Source organism: Streptomyces violaceorubidus (assembly GCF_000717995.1).
GTDB lineage: Bacteria > Actinomycetota > Actinomycetes > Streptomycetales > Streptomycetaceae > Streptomyces > Streptomyces violaceorubidus.
The window spans coordinates 529,391-547,006 of sequence record NZ_JODM01000001.1 but is presented as its reverse complement, the minus strand read 5'-3'; the positions used below and the strand labels follow the sequence as shown (position 1 = coordinate 547,006).

General features: G+C 72.6%; 15 protein-coding genes. 7 read left to right on the top strand and 8 right to left on the bottom strand.

Annotation, left to right across the window (positions count from 1 at the left end; genetic code table 11):
• Window position 1 precedes the first annotated feature (1 nt).
• A complete protein-coding gene (xdhB, locus tag IE94_RS0102615) occupies window positions 2-2,422 on the bottom strand; it encodes a xanthine dehydrogenase molybdopterin binding subunit (protein ID WP_030145703.1) in 2,421 nt (806 codons plus the stop codon).
• Window positions 2,419-3,930, bottom strand: a complete 1,512-nt coding sequence (locus IE94_RS0102610; protein WP_030145702.1) for a xanthine dehydrogenase small subunit — start codon at window positions 3,928-3,930, stop codon at window positions 2,419-2,421. The genes xdhB and IE94_RS0102610 overlap by 4 nt, the downstream gene beginning before the upstream one ends.
• Window positions 3,931-4,500: 570 nt before the next feature.
• On the opposite strand from IE94_RS0102610, the gene IE94_RS0102605 reads away from it, so the two are divergent.
• Window positions 4,501-7,791 (top strand): tetratricopeptide repeat protein, encoded by a 3,291-nt coding sequence (locus tag IE94_RS0102605; RefSeq protein WP_030145701.1) that lies wholly within the window; start codon window positions 4,501-4,503, stop codon window positions 7,789-7,791.
• Window positions 7,792-7,810: 19 nt separating this feature from the next.
• Here the strand turns inward: IE94_RS0102605 and IE94_RS0102600 are convergent, their stop codons facing one another.
• The gene (locus tag IE94_RS0102600) at window positions 7,811-8,038 is read right to left on the bottom strand and encodes a hypothetical protein (protein ID WP_030145700.1); all 228 of its coding nucleotides are present in this window, start codon (window positions 8,036-8,038) and stop codon (window positions 7,811-7,813) included.
• A 1-nt stretch (window position 8,039) separates the two neighbouring features.
• Window positions 8,040-8,900, bottom strand: a complete 861-nt coding sequence (gene mca / locus IE94_RS0102595) for a mycothiol conjugate amidase Mca (RefSeq protein WP_030145699.1) — start codon at window positions 8,898-8,900, stop codon at window positions 8,040-8,042.
• A 152-nt stretch (window positions 8,901-9,052) separates the two neighbouring features.
• Here mca and IE94_RS0102590 point away from each other — a divergent pair, with 152 nt between their 5' ends.
• Both IE94_RS0102590 and greA read left to right on the top strand, forming a co-directional pair.
• On the top strand, window positions 9,053-9,451 hold the full coding sequence (locus IE94_RS0102590) for a DUF4307 domain-containing protein (RefSeq protein WP_030145698.1): 399 nt from the start codon (window positions 9,053-9,055) through the stop codon (window positions 9,449-9,451).
• A 190-nt stretch (window positions 9,452-9,641) separates the two neighbouring features.
• Entirely contained in the window at window positions 9,642-10,139 is a 498-nt protein-coding gene (gene greA, locus IE94_RS0102585) for a transcription elongation factor GreA (RefSeq protein ID WP_030145697.1), read from the top strand.
• Between the two features lie 113 nt (window positions 10,140-10,252).
• Here greA and IE94_RS0102580 read toward each other — a convergent pair whose 3' ends face one another.
• From IE94_RS0102580 to ilvA, 3 genes are all read right to left on the bottom strand, one after another.
• A complete protein-coding gene (locus IE94_RS0102580) occupies window positions 10,253-11,110 on the bottom strand; it encodes an ABC transporter permease (RefSeq protein WP_030145696.1) in 858 nt (285 codons plus the stop codon).
• Window positions 11,107-12,114 (bottom strand): daunorubicin resistance protein DrrA family ABC transporter ATP-binding protein, encoded by a 1,008-nt coding sequence (locus IE94_RS0102575; RefSeq protein WP_030145695.1) that lies wholly within the window; start codon window positions 12,112-12,114, stop codon window positions 11,107-11,109. The genes IE94_RS0102580 and IE94_RS0102575 overlap by 4 nt, the downstream gene beginning before the upstream one ends.
• A 183-nt stretch (window positions 12,115-12,297) precedes the next feature.
• Window positions 12,298-13,527 (bottom strand): threonine ammonia-lyase, encoded by a 1,230-nt coding sequence (ilvA, locus tag IE94_RS0102570; protein WP_030145694.1) that lies wholly within the window; start codon window positions 13,525-13,527, stop codon window positions 12,298-12,300.
• A gap of 169 nt (window positions 13,528-13,696) precedes the next feature.
• Here ilvA and IE94_RS0102565 point away from each other — a divergent pair, with 169 nt between their 5' ends.
• The 3 genes from IE94_RS0102565 (at window position 13,697) to IE94_RS0102555 (ending at window position 15,197) form a co-directional block, all read left to right on the top strand.
• Window positions 13,697-14,197 (top strand): MarR family winged helix-turn-helix transcriptional regulator, encoded by a 501-nt coding sequence (locus tag IE94_RS0102565; RefSeq protein WP_030145693.1) that lies wholly within the window; start codon window positions 13,697-13,699, stop codon window positions 14,195-14,197.
• Window positions 14,198-14,341: 144 nt separating this feature from the next.
• Window positions 14,342-14,845 carry a sigma factor-like helix-turn-helix DNA-binding protein gene (locus tag IE94_RS0102560; RefSeq protein WP_030145692.1) on the top strand — a complete coding sequence of 168 codons (504 nt, stop codon included), beginning with the start codon at window positions 14,342-14,344 and terminating at the stop codon, window positions 14,843-14,845.
• 94 nt (window positions 14,846-14,939) lie between these two features.
• On the top strand, window positions 14,940-15,197 hold the full coding sequence (locus IE94_RS0102555) for a hypothetical protein (RefSeq protein ID WP_030145691.1): 258 nt from the start codon (window positions 14,940-14,942) through the stop codon (window positions 15,195-15,197).
• Between the two features lie 13 nt (window positions 15,198-15,210).
• Here the strand turns inward: IE94_RS0102555 and IE94_RS0102550 are convergent, their stop codons facing one another.
• On the bottom strand, window positions 15,211-16,365 hold the full coding sequence (locus IE94_RS0102550; RefSeq protein ID WP_030145690.1) for a cystathionine gamma-synthase: 1,155 nt from the start codon (window positions 16,363-16,365) through the stop codon (window positions 15,211-15,213).
• 96 nt (window positions 16,366-16,461) lie between these two features.
• On the opposite strand from IE94_RS0102550, the gene IE94_RS0102545 reads away from it, so the two are divergent.
• Window positions 16,462-17,580 carry a hypothetical protein gene (locus IE94_RS0102545; RefSeq protein WP_030145689.1) on the top strand — a complete coding sequence of 373 codons (1,119 nt, stop codon included), beginning with the start codon at window positions 16,462-16,464 and terminating at the stop codon, window positions 17,578-17,580.
• The last annotated feature ends 36 nt before the right edge of the window (window positions 17,581-17,616 follow it).

Genomic DNA, 17,616 nt, shown 5'->3' with positions numbered 1-17,616 from the left:
GTCAGGCACCGCTCAGCGCTTCCACGCCGGTGCGGGCCGCGCTGCCGTCGGGGGCCGCCGTGTCGCGGGCGCGGCCGTGCCCGGCGGCGCCCACCTGGCGGGCCGACTCGATCGCCCAGTACACCGCCTCCGGCGTGGCGGGCGAGGCCAGCTCGACGGCGGTCCCCCGCGGCCCGAACGCGGCGGCAGCCTGCCGCAGCGCCTCGCGCACCGAGAACGCCAGCATCAGCGGGGGCTCGCCGACCGCCTTGGACCCGAAGACCGCGCCCTCTTCGGTGGCGTTCTCCAGGAGGGTGACGTTGAACTCCTCGGGCATCTCGGAGAAGCTCGGCAGCTTGTACGTGCTCGCCGCCTGGGTGAGCAGGCGCCCGCGGTGCGGGCCGTCGCCGGTGTCCCAGCGCAGGTCCTCCAGCGTCAGCCAGCCTGCGCCCTGCACGAACCCGCCCTCGACCTGGCCGATGTCGATCAGCGGGGACAGGCTGTCGCCGACGTCGTGCACGATGTCCACCCGCCGGATGCGGTAGGCGCCGGTGAAGCCGTCCACCTCCACCTCGGTCGCGGCGGCGCCGATCGCGAAGTACTTGAACGGCGATCCCCGGAAGGTCTCGGCGTCCCAGTGCAGCCCCTCGGTCCGGTAGTAGCCGGCCGCCGAGAGCTGGACCCGCTGGAAGTACGCGGTGCGCACCAGGTCGTCCCAGGCCAGCTCCTGGTCGCTGCCCAGGGTGCGTGCGACGCCCTCGACGATGCGCACGTCCGCGGCGTTGCAGCCGAGTTGGCTCGCGGCCACCCGCAGCAGCCGCTCGCGCAGTTGCTCGCAGGCGTTCTTCACCGCCCCGCCGTTCAGGTCCGCTCCGGAACTGGCCGCGGTGGCGGAGGTGTTGGGCACCTTGTCCGTCCGGGTCGGGGCGAGGCGGACCTTGTGCAGCGGGATGCCCAGGGTGGTCGCGGCCACCTGGAGCATCTTGGTGTGCAGGCCCTGGCCCATCTCGGTGCCGCCGTGGTTGATCAGGACGGAGCCGTCCTTGTAGATCAGCACCAGCGCGCCGCCCTGGTTGAAGGCGGTGAGGTTGAACGAGATGCCGAACTTCACCCCGGTGACCGCGAGGGCCCGCTTGGTGTGCGGGTGCGCGGCGTTGAAGGCGGCGATCTCGCGCTCGCGGTCGGCGACGCGGCCGTTGTCCTGGACCTGCTGCCAGACGGCGGCGATCCGCTCGGGCTGGGTGACCGGCTGCCCGTAGGGGGTCGTCTGGCCCTGGCCCGGCCGGTAGAAGTTGCGCTCCCGCAACTCCTTGGGGTCCAGGCCGAGCCTCGGCGCGCAGCGGCCCAGGATGTCCTCGATCACCAGCATGCCCTGCGGTCCGCCGAAGCCGCGGAAGGCGGTGTTGGAGACCGTGTTGGTCCTGGCGATGCGCCCGGCGACGCGGGCGTGGGGGATCCAGTACGTGTTGTCGATGTGGCACAGCGCGCGGGCGAGCACCGGTTCGGACAGGTCCAGGCTCCAGCCGCCGTCCGCGGTGAGCGTGGCGTCGAGGGCCTGGATGCGGCCCTCGGTGTCGAAGCCGATCTTCCAGGTGGCGTGGAACCCGTGCCGCTTGCCGGACATGGTGAGGTCCTGGGTCCGGTTGAGCCGGAACCGCACCGGCCGGCCGGTCAGTTTGGCGCCGAGCGCGGCGACGGCCGCGAACCCGTGCGGCTGCATCTCCTTGCCGCCGAAGCCGCCGCCCATGCGCAGGCACTGCACGGTCACCTCGTGGGCGGGCACGCCGAGCACGTGCGCGACGATCTCCTGGGTCTCGGACGGGTGCTGGGTGCTGCTCTGGACGAACACCTGCCCGTTCTCGTCGACCTGGGCCAGCGCCGCGTGCGTCTCCAGGTAGAAGTGCTCCTGCCCGGAGAACTGGAACTCGCCGGTGAACACGTGGGCGGAGTCGGCGAAGCCCGCGTCGACGTCGCCGTGGGTCATGACGGGGCGGGCGCCGTGGTAGCTGTCCGCCGCGACGGCGTCCTGGAGCGTGATCACGGAGGGCAGCTCCTCCAGGTCCACCTCCACGGCCGCCGCGCCGATCCTGGCCGCCTCCAGACTCTCGCCGAGCACCCAGGCGACGGCGTGGCCGTGGAACATGACCTCGTCGGGGAAGAGCGGTTCGTCGTGCTTCATGCCGGCGTCGTTGACGCCGGGCACGTCGGCACCGGTCAGCACCCGCACCACGCCGGGCACCGCGAGGGCGGGCCCGGTGCGCAGTGCGGTGACCTTCGCGCGGGCCTTCATGACCTGGACCGGGTAGGCGTGCAGCACGTCCTTGGTGCGCTGGACCAGGTCGTCGGTGTACAGCGCGGTGCCGGTGACGTGCTGGACGGCGCTCTCGTGCGGCATCGGGACGCCGACGACGGCCTTCTCGGGACGCTCGGACAGGTGGCTCATGACGGCACCGCCTCGGTGGTCTGTGCGTACAGCTTCAGCAGGCTCTGGCCGAGCATCGCGGAACGGTAGCCGGCGCTGGCCCGGTGGTCGCTCATCGGCGTGCCCTCGCCCCGCAGCACCTCGGCCGCGGCCTCGGCGGTCCCGGTGGTCCACGGCCGTCCCTCCAGGGCGGCCTCGGTGGCGAGCGCGCGGACCGGGGTGGCGGCCACGCCGCCGAGCCCGATGCGCGCCTTGCGGACGGTCCCGCCCTCGACGTCGAGCGCGAAGGCGACCGCCACGCTGGAGATGTCGTCGAAGCGCCGTTTGGCGATCTTGTGGAAGGCGGTGACCGGCGCCAGCGGCAGCGGCAGGCGCACGGCGCGGATCAGCTCGCCGGGACGGCGCACGCTCTGCCGGTAGCCGGTGAAGTAGTCGGCCAGCGGGACCTCGCGCTCCCCGTCGGCGTCGGCGAGCAGCAGCGACGCCTCCAGCGCGAGCAGCACCGGCGGGCTGTCGCCGATGGGCGAGCCGGTGCCCAGGTTGCCGCCGAGGGTCGCGCCGTTGCGGATCAGCCGGGACGCGAACTGCGGGAACAGCTGTGCCAGCAGCGGAACGGTGCCGTCCAGGCGGCGTTCGATCTCGGTGAGCGTCAGCGCCGACCCGATCTCGATGTGGTCGGACTCGACGCGCAGGTCCCGCAGTTCGGGCAGCCGGTCGACGGCCACCACGCAATCGGCGCGCCGGGAGCGGATGTTGACCTCGACACCCCAGTCGGTGCTGCCCGCGACCACCACCGCCTCGGGCCGCTCGCGCAGCAGCCGCAGGGTCTCGGCCAGGGTGCTCCTGCGCAGGAAGGCGCTGTCGTCCCGGCGGTACTCGGTGGCGACCGGGGCGGGCGGGTCCTGCTCGCGGCGCCGGGCCAGCGGGTCCTCGTCGGTGGGCGCGCCGACGGCGAAGGCGGCGTCGCGGATGGGACGGTAGCCGGTGCAGCGGCACAGGTTGCCGCTGAGCGCGTGCAGGTCGAAGCCGTTCGGGCCGTGCTCGGCGTCGGTAACGGCGACGCCGGCGGCGTCCTCGGCCGCATCCCGGACCCGGTCCGGGTGCGAGCCCCGGTCCGCGGAGGCGCAGCGGTCGGGCCGGTAGTACTCGGCCGCCATGCTGCACACGAATCCCGGCGTGCAGTAGCCGCACTGGGAGCCGCCGCGGACCGCCATCTCCTCCTGCACGGGGTGCAGGACGGGCGGGGTTCCGGGTGTCCCGGCGGTGGCGAGGCCCTCGGAGGTGACGACCTCCTGGCCGTCGAGCGCGGCGACGGGGACCAGGCAGGCGTTGACCGGCACCCAGTCGGTGGGCTTGTGCACGCCGGGGCGGGCCACCAGGACCGAGCAGGCGCCGCACTCGCCCTCCGCGCAGCCCTCCTTGGTGCCGGTGAGGCCGCGCTCGCGCAGGAAGTCGAGCACCGTGGTGTGCGGCGGGGCCGGTGCGATCGGTGTTTCTTCTCCGTTGACCGTGATCCGTGCCGTCACCATGACAGACCTTCATTTCGACTCGGGACAGGTCGACTCGGGGCAGGTCGATGCATCATGTTCGCCAATTTCAGGCAGCTTTCTGAGTCCGGACGCGCCGCGGCAGACGAGCGGGCGCGGATCGGCACGCGTCAACGGCATGCCGTGAAGGGGGAAAGTGAAAGGGAAAACCGGAATGTGCCACGCGGGGACACCGGAACGTGCCACGCGGGGGCACGGCGGAACGGCGTGTCAGCAGCCGTGCGCGACCCGGCCCGAAACCCACACCGTGCGGCGGGCGAGGCGACTCAGGTCAGAGTTGGTGCACATCTGCGGTCGCCTCCTGTCGGTAGTCATGGGTCTGCTTCCCCCGCAAATTAGTGGCTGCCGTCACGGCGGTCAAGAGGGGGATTCGCCCGCTTTCCGGACCGGTGCGAAGCACCTCCCCAGGTTCTCCCCGTAGCGGGACACTTGACTCGCGCCCAACCGGGGAAGGACCCGGGGATGGGCCGGGAGGGCCTCTGGGACGCCTGGGGCCACCGGGGCGCCCGGGTCTCCCCGGCAGGACACCGATGCCGCCGGAGGGGGCGCGACATGCGGGACAGTCATCGGGCGGAGGCCGAAGGGCTGCTCAGGCGGGCCGTGGAGGAGGAGGTACGGCGCTCGGGCGGACGCACGGACGGCAACGTACTGCTCTCCCGGGCCCGCGCGGCGCTGGACGCGATGGCGGGGACGGCCGGCGAGGAGTACGAGGCCTACACCCGCGCCGTCGACGAGGCCGCGGCCGGGCAGCTCACCTTCCGCCAGCGCTACGCCCGCGAGGGCGCCGGCACTCCCCTGCTGGTGGCCGCCGTGGCGGCCCTCGCCGCGGTGGTGGCCGACGTGGCGCTCGGCACTGGCACCGGCACCGCGGTGGGCGCGGGAGTGACGGTCGGGGTCGTCGGCGCGGCGGCGACCGTGGTCAAGGTGGTCGGGTCCCATGTGCCGGCCGCCCACCACCGCGCCGGGGCGGTCAGCCAGCCCGGCGGGCCCGAGCAGCTGCGGCTGCAGTGGCTCACGGCGCTGGAGGTGCGCGGCATCCGGCCCTTCCTCGACCAGCAGCGGATGCTCGCCGCGTCCACCGGCCCGGCCAAGACCGGGCCGAAGCTGCGGGGCGCGGACAAGAGCGCGGCCGCCCGGGGACGCAGCGCGCTGGAGCAGTCGTTCGGGCAACTGCCGGAGCCGGAGGGCGTGTTCGCGGGGCGGCGGCAGGAGATGGCGCGGCTGCGGCAGTGGGTGCAGGCGGCCCGCGCGAGCACGGAGACCAAGCCGACGGTGGTGGTGCTGCACGGGGCGCCCGGCAGCGGCCGTACGACGCTGGCGGTCCGGGCCGTCCACGAGCTGCGGGACTACTTCCGCGGGGCCTGCCTGGTCGACCTGCGCGGGGCCGGGTCCGCGGGCGGCTCCGGCACCGGCGGCTCCGGCACCGGCGGCTCCGGCACGAGCGGCTCCGGCACCGGCGGCTCCGGCACCGGCGGCTCGGTGGAGGGCGGCGAGTCGCCGCTGAGCACCCGGGACGCCCTGCTGCACCTGCTGAACCGGCTCGGGGCGCCGCGCGAGCAGTTGCTGTTCCGGGAGCGCTCCTCCGCGGACCAGCAGGTCAAGCGGCTCAGCGAGCTGTACCACCAGCATCTGACGGGCGTCCCGGTCACCGTCGTCCTCGACGACGCCTCGGACCCCGAGCAGGTGCGCACACTGGTGCCGGAGCGCTCGGACAGCCTGGTGCTGGTCACCGCGCGCGAGCCGCTGCGGCTCCCGGCCGACCTGTCCGCCCGGGTCTACGACCTGCCCGTCGAGGAGCTGGACGCGGCGGGCGCGGAGGAGCTGCTGGGCGCCGCCGCCGAGGACGCCTCGGGGCCCTACGACGCCGAGTCGAGCGAGCTGATCCGGCGCTTGTGCGGCGGGCTGCCGCTGGCGCTGCGGGTCGCCGGATCGTCGCTGGGCCCGCGCTCGCCGCGCGCGCTGGCGACCGACCTGGGCGCCTACGGGCCGGTGGAGCCGGCCGAGCGGGCACTGTGGCTGCGCTACACCGACCAGCCGGAACCGGCCCGTCGGCTGCTGCGCCGGCTGGCGCTCGCGGGACGCACCTCGCTGGGCGCCGCCGCCGCCGCCGCGCTGCTGGCCACGGACGAGGCCGAGGCGATCCGGCAGCTGGCGAGGCTGTCGCGGGCGGGGCTGATCGACCACGTCCGGGGCAGCCGCTACCGCCTGCACGACGTGGTGCGCGCCTTCGCCCGCGCCCGGCTCGCCGACGAGGAGGAGCCCGCCGACCGGACGGCCGCGCAGGAACGACTCATCGCCAACTACGCCGAGCTGGCCGACTCCGTGCTGCGCCTGGTCGACGGCAACATGTCGACCCGCTCCAACCAGTTCGGGCAGTACGGTTTCACCTCCCTGGACGAGGCGCTGCGCTGGCTGGACGACGAGTCGAGCTTCATCACGGCGACGCTCAGACACGCGGAGGGCGTCGACCAGGGCGCGGTGCTGAACCTGCTGGGCGCGCTGTGCGACTACTGCCTGCTGCGCGGCGACCTGTACCGGCTCGGTGAGATCAGCGAGCTGGCGCAGTCCGTGGACCAGGGGCTGCTGGTGCGCTCGGTGCAGTGGCGCACCGGTATCGCGGCCCGGCAGCTGGGCGAGCTGGACAAGGCGCGCACGACGCTGGCCTCCGTGGTCGACCTGTACCGGGACGCCCACCACGACGCCGGTGCGGCGCGGGCCCTGTGCTCGCTGGGGATCACGCTGCACCACCAGGGCAACCTGACCGACGCGGCGGCCAAGCTCCGGGAGGCGCTGGACCTCCAGGCCGCGCCGGAGCTGGCCACGGACCGGGCCTGGACGCTGCACGCGCTGGCGGCGGTGCAGCGCGACCGGGCCCGGCTGGCCGAGGCCCTGGAGCTGCTCACCGAGTCGCTGGTGCTGCACCGGGCGGGCGAGTCGGTGCACGGCCAGGCGTGGGCCCACTTCCAGCTCGGCCAGCTGCACCTGCGCAGGGGCGACGTGCCGGCGGCGGAGTCGGACCTGCGGGCGGCCCTGGAGCTGTACGGCCGCACCCAGGACGCCCGCGGCGAGGCCTGGGCGCTGACCCAGCTGGCGCGGGCCCGTCTCGTGGACGGCGACGCCTCACCGGCGGTGGAGGACCTGCGGCGGGCGGCGGCCCGGCACCGCGAGAACGAGGACGCGCGTGGCGAGGCCTGGACGGTCTACTACCTGGGCCAGGCGCTGGAGGAGACCGGCGACCTCGACCAGTCCGTGCGCGAGCTGGAACGCTCCCGCACGATGTTCTCCCGGATGCGGGACGTGTACGGCCTGGCCTGCGCCCGGCACCACTCGGCGCGGGTCACTCGGGACCAGCGGGCCGCCCAGACCGGCTCGCTTCGCAACTCCGGCTTCGCCCGGCAGCTCCTGGTCGACGCGCGCGCCGACTTCCAGCGCATCGGCGTCGGGCACGGGGAGGCGTGGACGTGCCTGGAGCTGGCGGTCGTGGACGCGGGCAACGCGCGTACGCCGCAGGCGCTGGCCCTGTGCGACGAGGCCGCCGCCCTCTTCGCCGGGTACGGCGACCGGCGCGGCGAGGACTGGGCCCGCTTCCTGCGCTGCACGCTGCTGCCCTACGCCGCTCCCGGCGGGGTGGAGATCGGCACGGCGGTGGCGCAGGAGGAGCTGGCCCAGCTGTCCCGCGCCCGCCACGTGGCCCGCGACCCCAAGCTGGACGACTACGTGGACGCCTACCAGCTCCTGCTGGAGCGCGGTGTCCAGCTGGAGGCGGGCTGGCAGGCCTGGCGTCTGGGCATGGTGCCGGGACGCCAGGCGCGGGAGGTGATGGGCGTGGCGGTACCGGCCTGAGCCCGGACCGCCGCGGCGGCTAGCCCCGCTGGGGCTTCGCCTCGGGCCCGCCGGAGGCGTCCCGCTCCGCCGTCTCCTTGAAGTCCACCTTGCCCATGTGCCGGTTCATGGACTTCATCAGTCCCCACACCGCCAGGGCCAACACCGCGAACACGATGAACCCGAGGACACCGGGGGTGACCTTGTCCTCGTCCAGCTCGGCGAGAGTGACGAGGTGCGTCATTGCCTGGCTTGCGCTTGCAGTCATGTCAGGCATTGTCCCGGATGCCCGCGAAGAGGTCGTCCTCGGGGAGGGAGGTTTCCACCAGGGACTTGGCCAGCTCGTACTCCTCGGTGGGCCAGACCTCCTTCTGGATCTCCATCGGCACCCGGAACCAGCCCCCGTCGGGGTCGATCTGCGTGGCGTGCGCGATCAGCGCCTTGTCGCGGATCTCGAAGAAGTCCGCGCAGGGCACGTGCGTGGTGAGGGTGCGCTCCTTGCGCTCGAACTCCGACCAGCGCTTGAGCCAGTCGTGGTAGGGCGACTCGAGGCCGCGCTCCAGCAGCGCGTTGTGCAGGGCCTCGGTACGGGGCCGGTTGAAGCCCTGGTTGTAGTACACCTTCAGCGGCTGGTACGCGGTTCCGTACTCGGCCTCCGGGTACTTCTCGGTGTCGGCCGCGCCCTCGAAGGCCACCATCGTGATCTTGTGGGTCATGATGTGGTCGGGGTGCGGGTAGCCGCCGTTCTCGTCGTAGGTGGTGATCACCTGCGGCCGGAAGGAGCGGATCTTCCGCACCAGCTCACCGGCCGCCTTGTCGACGTCCTCCAGGGCGAAGCAGCCCTCCGGCAGCGGCGGCAGCGGGTCGCCCTCGGGCAGGCCGGAGTCGACGAAGCCGAGCCACTCCTGCCCGACGCCCAGGATCTCCCGGGCCTCGTCCATCTCCTTCCTGCGCACCTCGTGGATGTTCTCCTCGATGTACGCGTCCCCCTGGAGCTTCGGGTTGAGGATGGAGCCGCGTTCCCCGCCCGTGCAGGTCACCACCAGCACGTCCACCCCCTCGGACACGTACTTCGCCATGGTGGCCGCGCCCTTGCTCGACTCGTCGTCGGGGTGGGCGTGAACGGCCATCAGTCGCAGCTGGTCAGTCAAGACTCAAATCCTCGGTCAGTCGGCGCCCCGGCGTGCAGCGGCGCAATCGGCGGCTTCTATAGTGACCGAATCGGGAGCGGAATAATTCCGCGGCCCGGGAACCCGGACCCGCTTCCGCGGAGAGGACGATCATGAGCACGGCGAGCACGCGGACCCCCCAGGGACGCTACGGCCGCTCCTCCGACGAGCAGGCCGACCGCACGCTCAAGGTCGTCGGCGCCGTGCTCGGAGCGCTGCTGCTCGCACTGATCGGCTGGTTCGGCTATCACTACGTCGGCCAGAACAAGATCAGCGGCGAGCTGATCGGCTTCGAACTCGCCGAGGACTCGGTGCAGGTGCACCTGGAGGTCCGCAAGGACGCCGGCGTCACCGGCTACTGCACGGTGCGCTCCCAGGCCGAGGACGGCGACGAGGTGGGCCGGGCCGATTTCCGCTTCGCCGGGGACGACACCCGCATCGACAAGGTCGTCACGCTGCGCACCAAGGCAGCGGGGACGTCGGCGGAGCTGCTCGGCTGCCATCCGGAGTGATCCGGAGTGATCCGGCGAGGCCCACTGGCTCCAATACCTCCCGCCTGACCTGCGGCGACAGGAATCTGGTGGCTTATGTCCTCCCCCTTTGCCCACTGAATTGTTAGGCTCGTGGTTTCGCCCTTCCGTGAAGGAACATCCTTCTGGGTAGGGCGTTGATTTGTATTCCCAGTACCAACGAGGAGCACCCGTGACCCAGACCAGCGAGAACGTCACCTGGCTGACCCAGGAGGCGTACAACAAGCTCAAGGAGGAGCTTGAATACCTTACTGGTCCTGCGCGCACCGAGATCTCTGCCAAGATCGCCGCGGCTCGCGAGGAGGGGGACCTGCGTGAGAACGGCGGGTACCACGCGGCGAAGGAGGAGCAGGGCAAGCAGGAGCTCCGCGTGCGCCAGCTGACCCAGCTGCTCGAGAGCGCCAAGGTGGGCGAGGCCCCGGCCGCCGACGGCGTGGTGGCGCCCGGCATGGTCGTCACGATCGCCTTCGACGGCGACGAGGACGACACGCTGACCTTCCTGCTCGCCTCGCGCGAGTACGCGAGCTCGGACATCGAGACCTACTCCCCGCAGTCCCCGCTGGGCTCGGGTGTCCTCGGCCACAAGGTCGGCGAGGACGCGCAGTACGAGCTGCCCAACGGCAAGCCCGCCTCGGTGAGGATCCTCAAGGCCGAGCCGTACAACGGCTGACGCGCCGCCCACGGCCGACGAGCCCCGGTGTCCCCGACACCGGGGCTCGTCGTCGTCCTGCCGCCCTGCCGACCGGTCGTCCTTCTGGACCTCCGTCCTTCTGGACCTCGCCGTCAGCCGGCTGCTCTGCGGTACTTGCGCACGGCCAGAGTCCTGAAGATCAGGACGATCACGATCGAGTAGGTGAGCGTCGCCCAGACCGGATGCTGCATGGGCCAGGCGTCCGACTGCACGACCCCTGGGTTCCCGAACAGCTCGCGGCACGCCTGGACGACCGCACTGAACGGGTTCCACTCGGCGACATGGCGGAGCCACGGCGTCATCTGGGTGGGGTCGACGAAGGCGTTGGACACGAAGGTGACGGGGAACAGCCAGATGATCCCCCCGGACGTCGCCGCCTCCGGCGTCCGAACGGAGAGGCCGATCAGGGCGCCGATCCAGGTGAAGGCGTACCCCAGGAGCAGAAGCAGCCCGAAGCCCGCGAGCACTCTCCCGATGTTGGTCGGCTCCGCCGACCCGGTACGCCAGCCCACGAGCAGCGCGACGATCGCCAGGACGAGCAGGGTGATCGACGTCTGCACCAGGTCCGCGACGGTCCGCCCGGTCAGCACCGCGCCTCGCGCCATCGGCAGGGACCGGAAGCGGTCGACGAGCCCCTTCTGCATGTCGTCGGCGATGCCGGCCGCCGATCCCGCGGTGGCGAAGGTGACGGTCTGCGCGAAGATGCCCGCCATCAGGAAGTCCTTGTAGACGTCCGAGTCGGTGGTGCTGCCGACCTTGATGGAACCGCCGAAGACGTACGTGAACAGGATGACGAACATCACCGGCTGGATGATCCCGAACAGGACCATCTCCGGGATCCGGGTCATCCGGATCAGGTTTCTGCGGGCGATGACCAGCGAGTCCCGGACGGACTGGCCGATGGGGTTGCCGGGCGCCGTGACCGGCGCGGCGTCGGTGGCGGCGCTCACTTGGCGGTCTCCTTCTCCTGCTCGTGGCCGGCGTCGTCCGCCGAGCCGTTGGCCTCGTCCGCCATCTCGGCCAGGTGGCCGGTGAGGGAAAGGAAGACGTCGTCGAGGGTGGGGCGGCGCAGGCCGATGTCGTCGATCTCGATGCCCCTGGTGTCGAGTTCGCGGATGACCTCGGCGAGCAGCTTGGCGCCCCCGGTGACGGGGACGGTCAGCTTGCGGGTGTGCTCCTCGACGGTGGTGGATCCCTTGCCGAATCCGGCGAGCACTTCGGAGGCGGTCGCTATGCGGTCCCGCTCGTGGACGACGACCTCGACGCGCTCTCCCCCGGTGCGGGCCTTGAGCTGGTCGGAGGTGCCGCGGGCGATGACGCGCCCGTGGTCGACGACCGCGATGTCGTGCGCGAGGTGGTCGGCCTCCTCCAGGTACTGCGTGGTCAGCAGCAGGGTCGTACCGCCGGCGACCAGCTGCTTGATGACCTCCCACAGCTCCTGGCGGTTGCGGGGGTCGAGGCCGGTCGTGGGCTCGTCCATGAACATGACGGGCGGCGAGACGACCAGGGCCGCCGCCAGGTCGAGCCGGCGGCGCATGCCCCCGGAGTAGGTCTTGGTGGGACGGTCGGCGGCGTCCGAGAGATGGAACTGTTCGAGCAGCTCGGCGGCGCGGGCCTTCGCGGCCCTGCCCTTCATCTGGTAGAGCTGCCCGACCATCTGCAGGTTCTCCCGGCCGGTCAGGTATTCGTCGACCGCCGCGAACTGGCCGGAGAGGCCGATGGAACGGCGAACCTCGTTGGGCTGCCTGAGGACGTCTAGGCCCGCGACGACCGCCTTGCCGCTGTCGGGGCGCAGCAGGGTCGTGAGGCAGCGGACGGCGGTGGTCTTGCCCGCGCCGTTCGGCCCGAGCAGGCCCAGGACCGTGCCCTCGGGAACGTCGAGGTCGACGCCGTCCAGAGCCCTTACGTCACCGAAGGTCTTCACCAGACCTTCGGCATAGATGGCGCCTGGCATATGAGTCTCCACGTCGTCGGGGATTCTTCGGAAAGCCTAGGTTTGTACGTTTCGCCGCGCTCAGCGAGCGATTTACGACACACCATAACGCGATGTATCGCGTTCCACAATGCAGTTCCCCGAACGAGTGACGGAGTGGCTGCCCCTGCCTCTCCCCAGCCCCAGCCCCGGCCCCTGCGGGGCTCAGGCGATGACGGTGTATCCCGCTTCCCGCAGCGCGCGGCCGACCTCGTTGCAGTGCTCGGGGCCCTTCGTCTCCAGGTGCAGTTCGACCTCCGCCTCCGTGAGCCCGAGCCGCGGATGGGTTCGGACGTGGCTCACGTCGAGGACGTTGGCGTCGACCACCGACAACACCCCGAGCAGTGTGGCCAGGGCCCCGGGCCGGTCCGTCAGCCGCAGCCGGACGGCCAGGTAGCGGCCCTGCGCGGCCATGCCGTGGCGCAGCACGCCCTGCATCAGCACCGGGTCCACGTTGCCCCCGGACAGGACCGCCACGACCGGGCCCTCGAAGGTGTCCGGCGCGCTCAGCAGCGCCGCCACCGGGCTCGCCCCGGCCGGTTCCACGACCAGCTTGGCCCGCTCCAGGCACAGCAGCAGCGCGGTCGACAACTCGTCCTCGGAGACCGTGCGGACCTCGTCCACCAGGCGGCCGACGATCCCGAACGGCACGTCGCCGGGCCGCCCCACCTTGATCCCGTCGGCCATCGTCACCGGGTTCTCGACGGCGACCGGGCGCCCCGCGGCCAGCGAGGGCGGGTAGGCGGCCGCGCCCTGCGCCTGCACGCCGACGATCCGCACGTCCGGCCGCAGCGCCTTCACCGCGACCGCGATCCCGGCCGCCAGTCCGCCCCCGCCGATGCCCACCACGACGGTCCGCACCTCGGGGCACTGCTCCAGGATCTCCAGCCCGACCGTGCCCTGGCCCGCGATGACGTCGGGGTGGTCGAAGGGGTGGATGAAGACCGCGCCGGTCCGCTCCGCGTACTCCTGCGCGGCGGCCAGGGTCTCGTCCACCACCTGGCCGTGCAGCCTCACCTCGGCGCCGTAGTCCCGGGTCGCGCTGATCTTGGGCAGCGGCGCCCCCTGCGGCATGAACACCGTCGAGCGCACACCGAGCAGCGACGAGGCCAGCGCGACGCCCTGCGCGTGGTTGCCCGCGCTCGCCGCGACCACGCCCGCGGCCCGCTGCTCGGGCAGCAGCCCGGCGATCCGCACGTAGGCGCCGCGGAGCTTGAACGAACCGGTCCGCTGGAGGTTCTCGCACTTGAGGTGCACCGGGGAGCCGACCAGCTGGGACAGGTGCCTGCTGCCCTCCATCGCCGTCACCCGTGCCACGCCCGCGAGCATCTTCTGAGCTCCGCGCACGTCGTCGAGGGTGACGGGAGCGACCAGGGACGGTGTGCTGTGGCTCATACCCTCCAGCATCGCAGTTCCCGGGCGCTCCGCACCGTTGTGACCAACCTCCGAGACCCGCTTTGCCCAGCCCCGGTACGCCTTGCCGCCCGGCCGCGTACCCTGTCCCCCAATGAGCAGCCCTCCACGAAGTGAGCCCCCGGCCATGCCCACAACACCTGAAATGTCGATGGACATGACGACCGCCGGTGACACCGGTCTTCTCGAGACGCTCCAGCACGAGGTCGCGCTCTTCGCCCGACGTGCCGAACAGACCCGGCTCGGCGGGGTCGGACAGGTCCGCAACTCCATGGACCGCGCCGCCTACCTGCTGCTCAACCGCCTCGACAACGAGGGCCCGATGGGCGTGAAGGCGCTCGCCGCGAGCATGGGGATCGACTCCTCGACGGTCACCCGGCAGGTGGCCCCGCTCGTCGACACCGGACTCGTCAAGCGGACCTCCCACCCCGAGGACGGGCGCGCGGTCGTCCTGCAGCTGTCGCCGCGCGGCGTGATGCGGCTGGAGGAGGTCCGCTCCTCCCGGCGCCAGCTCATGGCCGAACTGACGCGCGACTGGGCGCCGCAGGAGCGCGAGACGTTCTGCGCGCTCCTCGCGCGCTTCAACGGCGCCCTGTCCGCCCGTATGGCCCCCTCCGGCGCGGCTCCCACGGATGCTCCGGCGGGCTCCTGAGCGCGACCGCGGCACGACCGCGGCGAGACCTCGCGGACTTTCCCGCGCTTTCCGGAGCGGGGTTCGCACCGAACCCTTGACCGGTGGGCCGCCCTGGCCTGATATGGGACGTCAGGGGTCGTCGCCGGCTGGGCGGGAGGCGCGGTGCGAGAACGGCATGCGTCCCACAACGCCCGTCGGGCCCGTGAGTTCGAGGCGTTCGTCGCGGGCGCGGCAGGGCGGCTCCTGCACGCCGCGACCCTGCTCACCGCTGAGGCCCCGGACGCCAACCCGCGCGCGCGGCGCCTGCTCGCCCTGAGCCTGGCCCACACGTACGCGTACTGGGACCGGCTGCACGGCGAGGATCCGTACGACCGCGCCCGCCAGTACCTGGCCACGCGTTTCGCCCGTGCGGCCTGGCACCGGTACGGGGTGCTCGGCCGGGCGCGCCGGCGGCCCGCGGGGCCCTTGGGCCCGCTCGCCCCGCAGGAACGCCTGATCCTGGTGCTCCGGCTGTACGAAGGCGTCGCCGAGGAGCAGACGGCCGCGCTGCTGGGCCTGCCCGTGGAACGGGTACGGACGATCTGCGACCGCGCGACGGCCACCCTGCTGCACCCGCCGCCACCAGTCCGGCCGGTGGCGGCGAAGGCGAAGGCGGCGACGCCGTGACGGGCCCGGCACGCGACCGGAGCAGCCGTACGGCTGCGTGCGCGACGGTCGGCGCGCCGACCGGCACGCGCGCGCGGCGGACCGGGAGGTACCGGTGAACCGTCCCCGGCGGGAGGCCGCCGCGCGGCAGCTCATGGAGCAGTCTCCGCCGCGGGTGCCGACCGACCTCTGTGCCGAGGCCGTCCGCCGGGGCGGCCGCATGCTGCGCCGCAGGACCGCCGCCCGCCGCCTGATGTGGCTGCTGCTGGGCGCCGCGGCCGTCGCGTTCACGGTGTGGGCGCTGACCGCGCGGCCGTGGGTGGAGCCGCCCTCGGAGACGACCCCGCCCGTGACCGGCTGGGAGGGCTGGTGAGCCCGCTTCCTGCCTAGCCCAGCGCCTGCTGGAGGTCCGCCAGCAGGTCGTCGACGTTCTCGATGCCGACCGACAGCCGCACCAGGTCGGCGGGCACCTCCAGGGCGGAGCCCGCCGCCGAGGCGTGCGTCATCCGGCCCGGGTGCTCGATCAGCGACTCGACGCCGCCCAGGGACTCGCCGAGCGTGAAGACCTTCGCGCGGTTGCACACCTCGACGGCGGCCTGCTCGCCGCCCTCGACGCGGAAGGACACCATGCCGCCGAACGCCTTCATCTGCTTGGCGGCGACCTCGTGCCCCGGGTGCTCGGGCAGCCCCGGGTACAGCACGCTCGTCACGCGCGCGTGCCGGGAGAGCATCTCGGCGACCTTGGTCGCGTTCTCGCTGTGCCGGTCCATGCGCACCGCCAGGGTCTTGGTGCCGCGCAGCACCAGCCAGGAGTCGAAGGGCCCGGCGACCGCGCCCATCGCGTTCTGGTGGAAGGCCAGCTCCTCGCCCAGCTCCTGGTCGTCCACGATCAGCGCGCCGCCGACCACGTCCGAGTGGCCGCCCATGTACTTGGTCAGCGAGTGCACGACGACGTCCGCGCCGAGCGCCAGCGGCTGCTGGAGGTACGGGGTGGCGAAGGTGTTGTCGACGACGAGCCGGGCGCCGGCGTCCCGGGCGACCTGCGCGACCTGCGCGATGTCGGTGATGCCGAGCAGCGGGTTGGAGGGCGTCTCCACCCACACCGCCTTGGTCTTCGGGGTGAGGGCGGCCCGTACGGCGGCGGCGTCACCGGTGTCGGCCACGGACCACTCGACTCCCCACCGGGTGGCGACCTTGGCGAAGAGGCGGAAGGTCCCGCCGTACGCGTCGTTGGGGATCACCACGTGGTCGCCGGGGCGCAGCAGCGTGCGCAACAGGCAGTCCTCGGCCGCCAGTCCGGACGCGAACGCGAGACCGCGACGGCCGCCCTCCAGGGCGGCGAGGTTCTCCTCCAGGGCCGTACGGGTCGGGTTGGCGCTGCGGCTGTACTCGTAGCCGCCGCGCAGGCCGCCGACGCCGTCCTGCTTGTAGGTCGACACCTGATAGATCGGCGGGACGACCGCGCCGGTCAGGGGATCGGCGGTGTTGCCCGCGTGGATCGCGAGCGTCTCGAAGTGCTGACTGATGTGCCTGTCGCTCATGGGCACCGAGGGTAGCCGTGCGGAACGCCTCGCGCGTTTTCCACAGGGCGGGGGGCAGGTTGGCCAATTGTCGTCGGCGTCTGGTTCGCTTGAGACATGGAGATTCTGTGGGTCCTGATAGCACTGGTCATGCTCGGCTTCGTGCTGCTCCAACTCTCGCGGCGCCGGCGCGGCGCGGTCGGCCTGGTCGAGCCCGGCCACCCGGACGCCGCCGACCCGGCGAACTACGGCTTCGCCCGCGAGGAGGAGCTGGACATCCGCATGCCGGGCCCTGACGAGGACCTGCTGGACGTCCTGGACCTGGTGCAGCGCACCCAGGACTACCGGGGGGCTCAGCAGCTCCTCGCCGGCACGGAGGCGCAGGGCGAGCGGCGCTGGCAGCGCGTGCAGGCCTTCGCGGGCGCCGCGTCGCTGGAGCTGCGGCAGCGGCCCGGTGGCGTCGGGGAGACACCGGGCGGGCAGTGGCTGCGGGTGTGGCGGGCGGAGGCGCCCAAGGACGCGGGCGGCGCGGCGGTGCACGCCGAGTTCCTGGTGCAGCAGGCGTGGCGCACGGCGACGCCGGGCGCGGACGACTTCCGGATCATCATGGAGGAGGCGAAGGCGGCCTGCGGCGAGGCGGCCCTGCTCGCGCCCGGCGATCCGGTCCCGTACATCGTCGAGCTGTCGGTGGCCCGGGGCCTCGGTTACTCGCGCGAGGAGTTCGAGCAGCTCTGGCTGAAGATCCTGGACCGCGCTCCGAACCACATGGGCGCGCACCTGGCGGCCCTCCAGTACTGGTGCGAGAAGTGGCACGGCTCGCGGGAGCTGGCGTACTCCTTCGCGGAGGCGGCGGCCGCGCGTGCGCCGCGGGGGTCCCTGCTGGCGGCGATGCCGCTGTTCGCGGTCTTCGAGCACCTGCCGGAGGTGAACCTGGTCAGCGGCTTCTACCAAAGCGAGGTCGTCACCAAGGCCGTCCACGGCGCGCTGCACGCGGTCCACTCGGCCCGCCCGGACGACCCGATGCAGGCGCACGTCCGCCACCTTCTGGTCTTCTTCCTGGTCCGCGGCGAGCGCTGGGCCGAGGCGATGAACCAGCTGATGGTCATCGACGGCCACGTCGGCGCGCTGCCCTGGACCCTGTCGGCCGACCCGGCGGCGGAGTTCGCGGTCTACCGCGCACTCGCGGTGGCGGGGTACGAGGCGAACGGGGGCAGCCCTGCGACGCTGCCGCGCTGAGCGCCGGGCGCGCTCATACGGACGGTCCGGCCGATC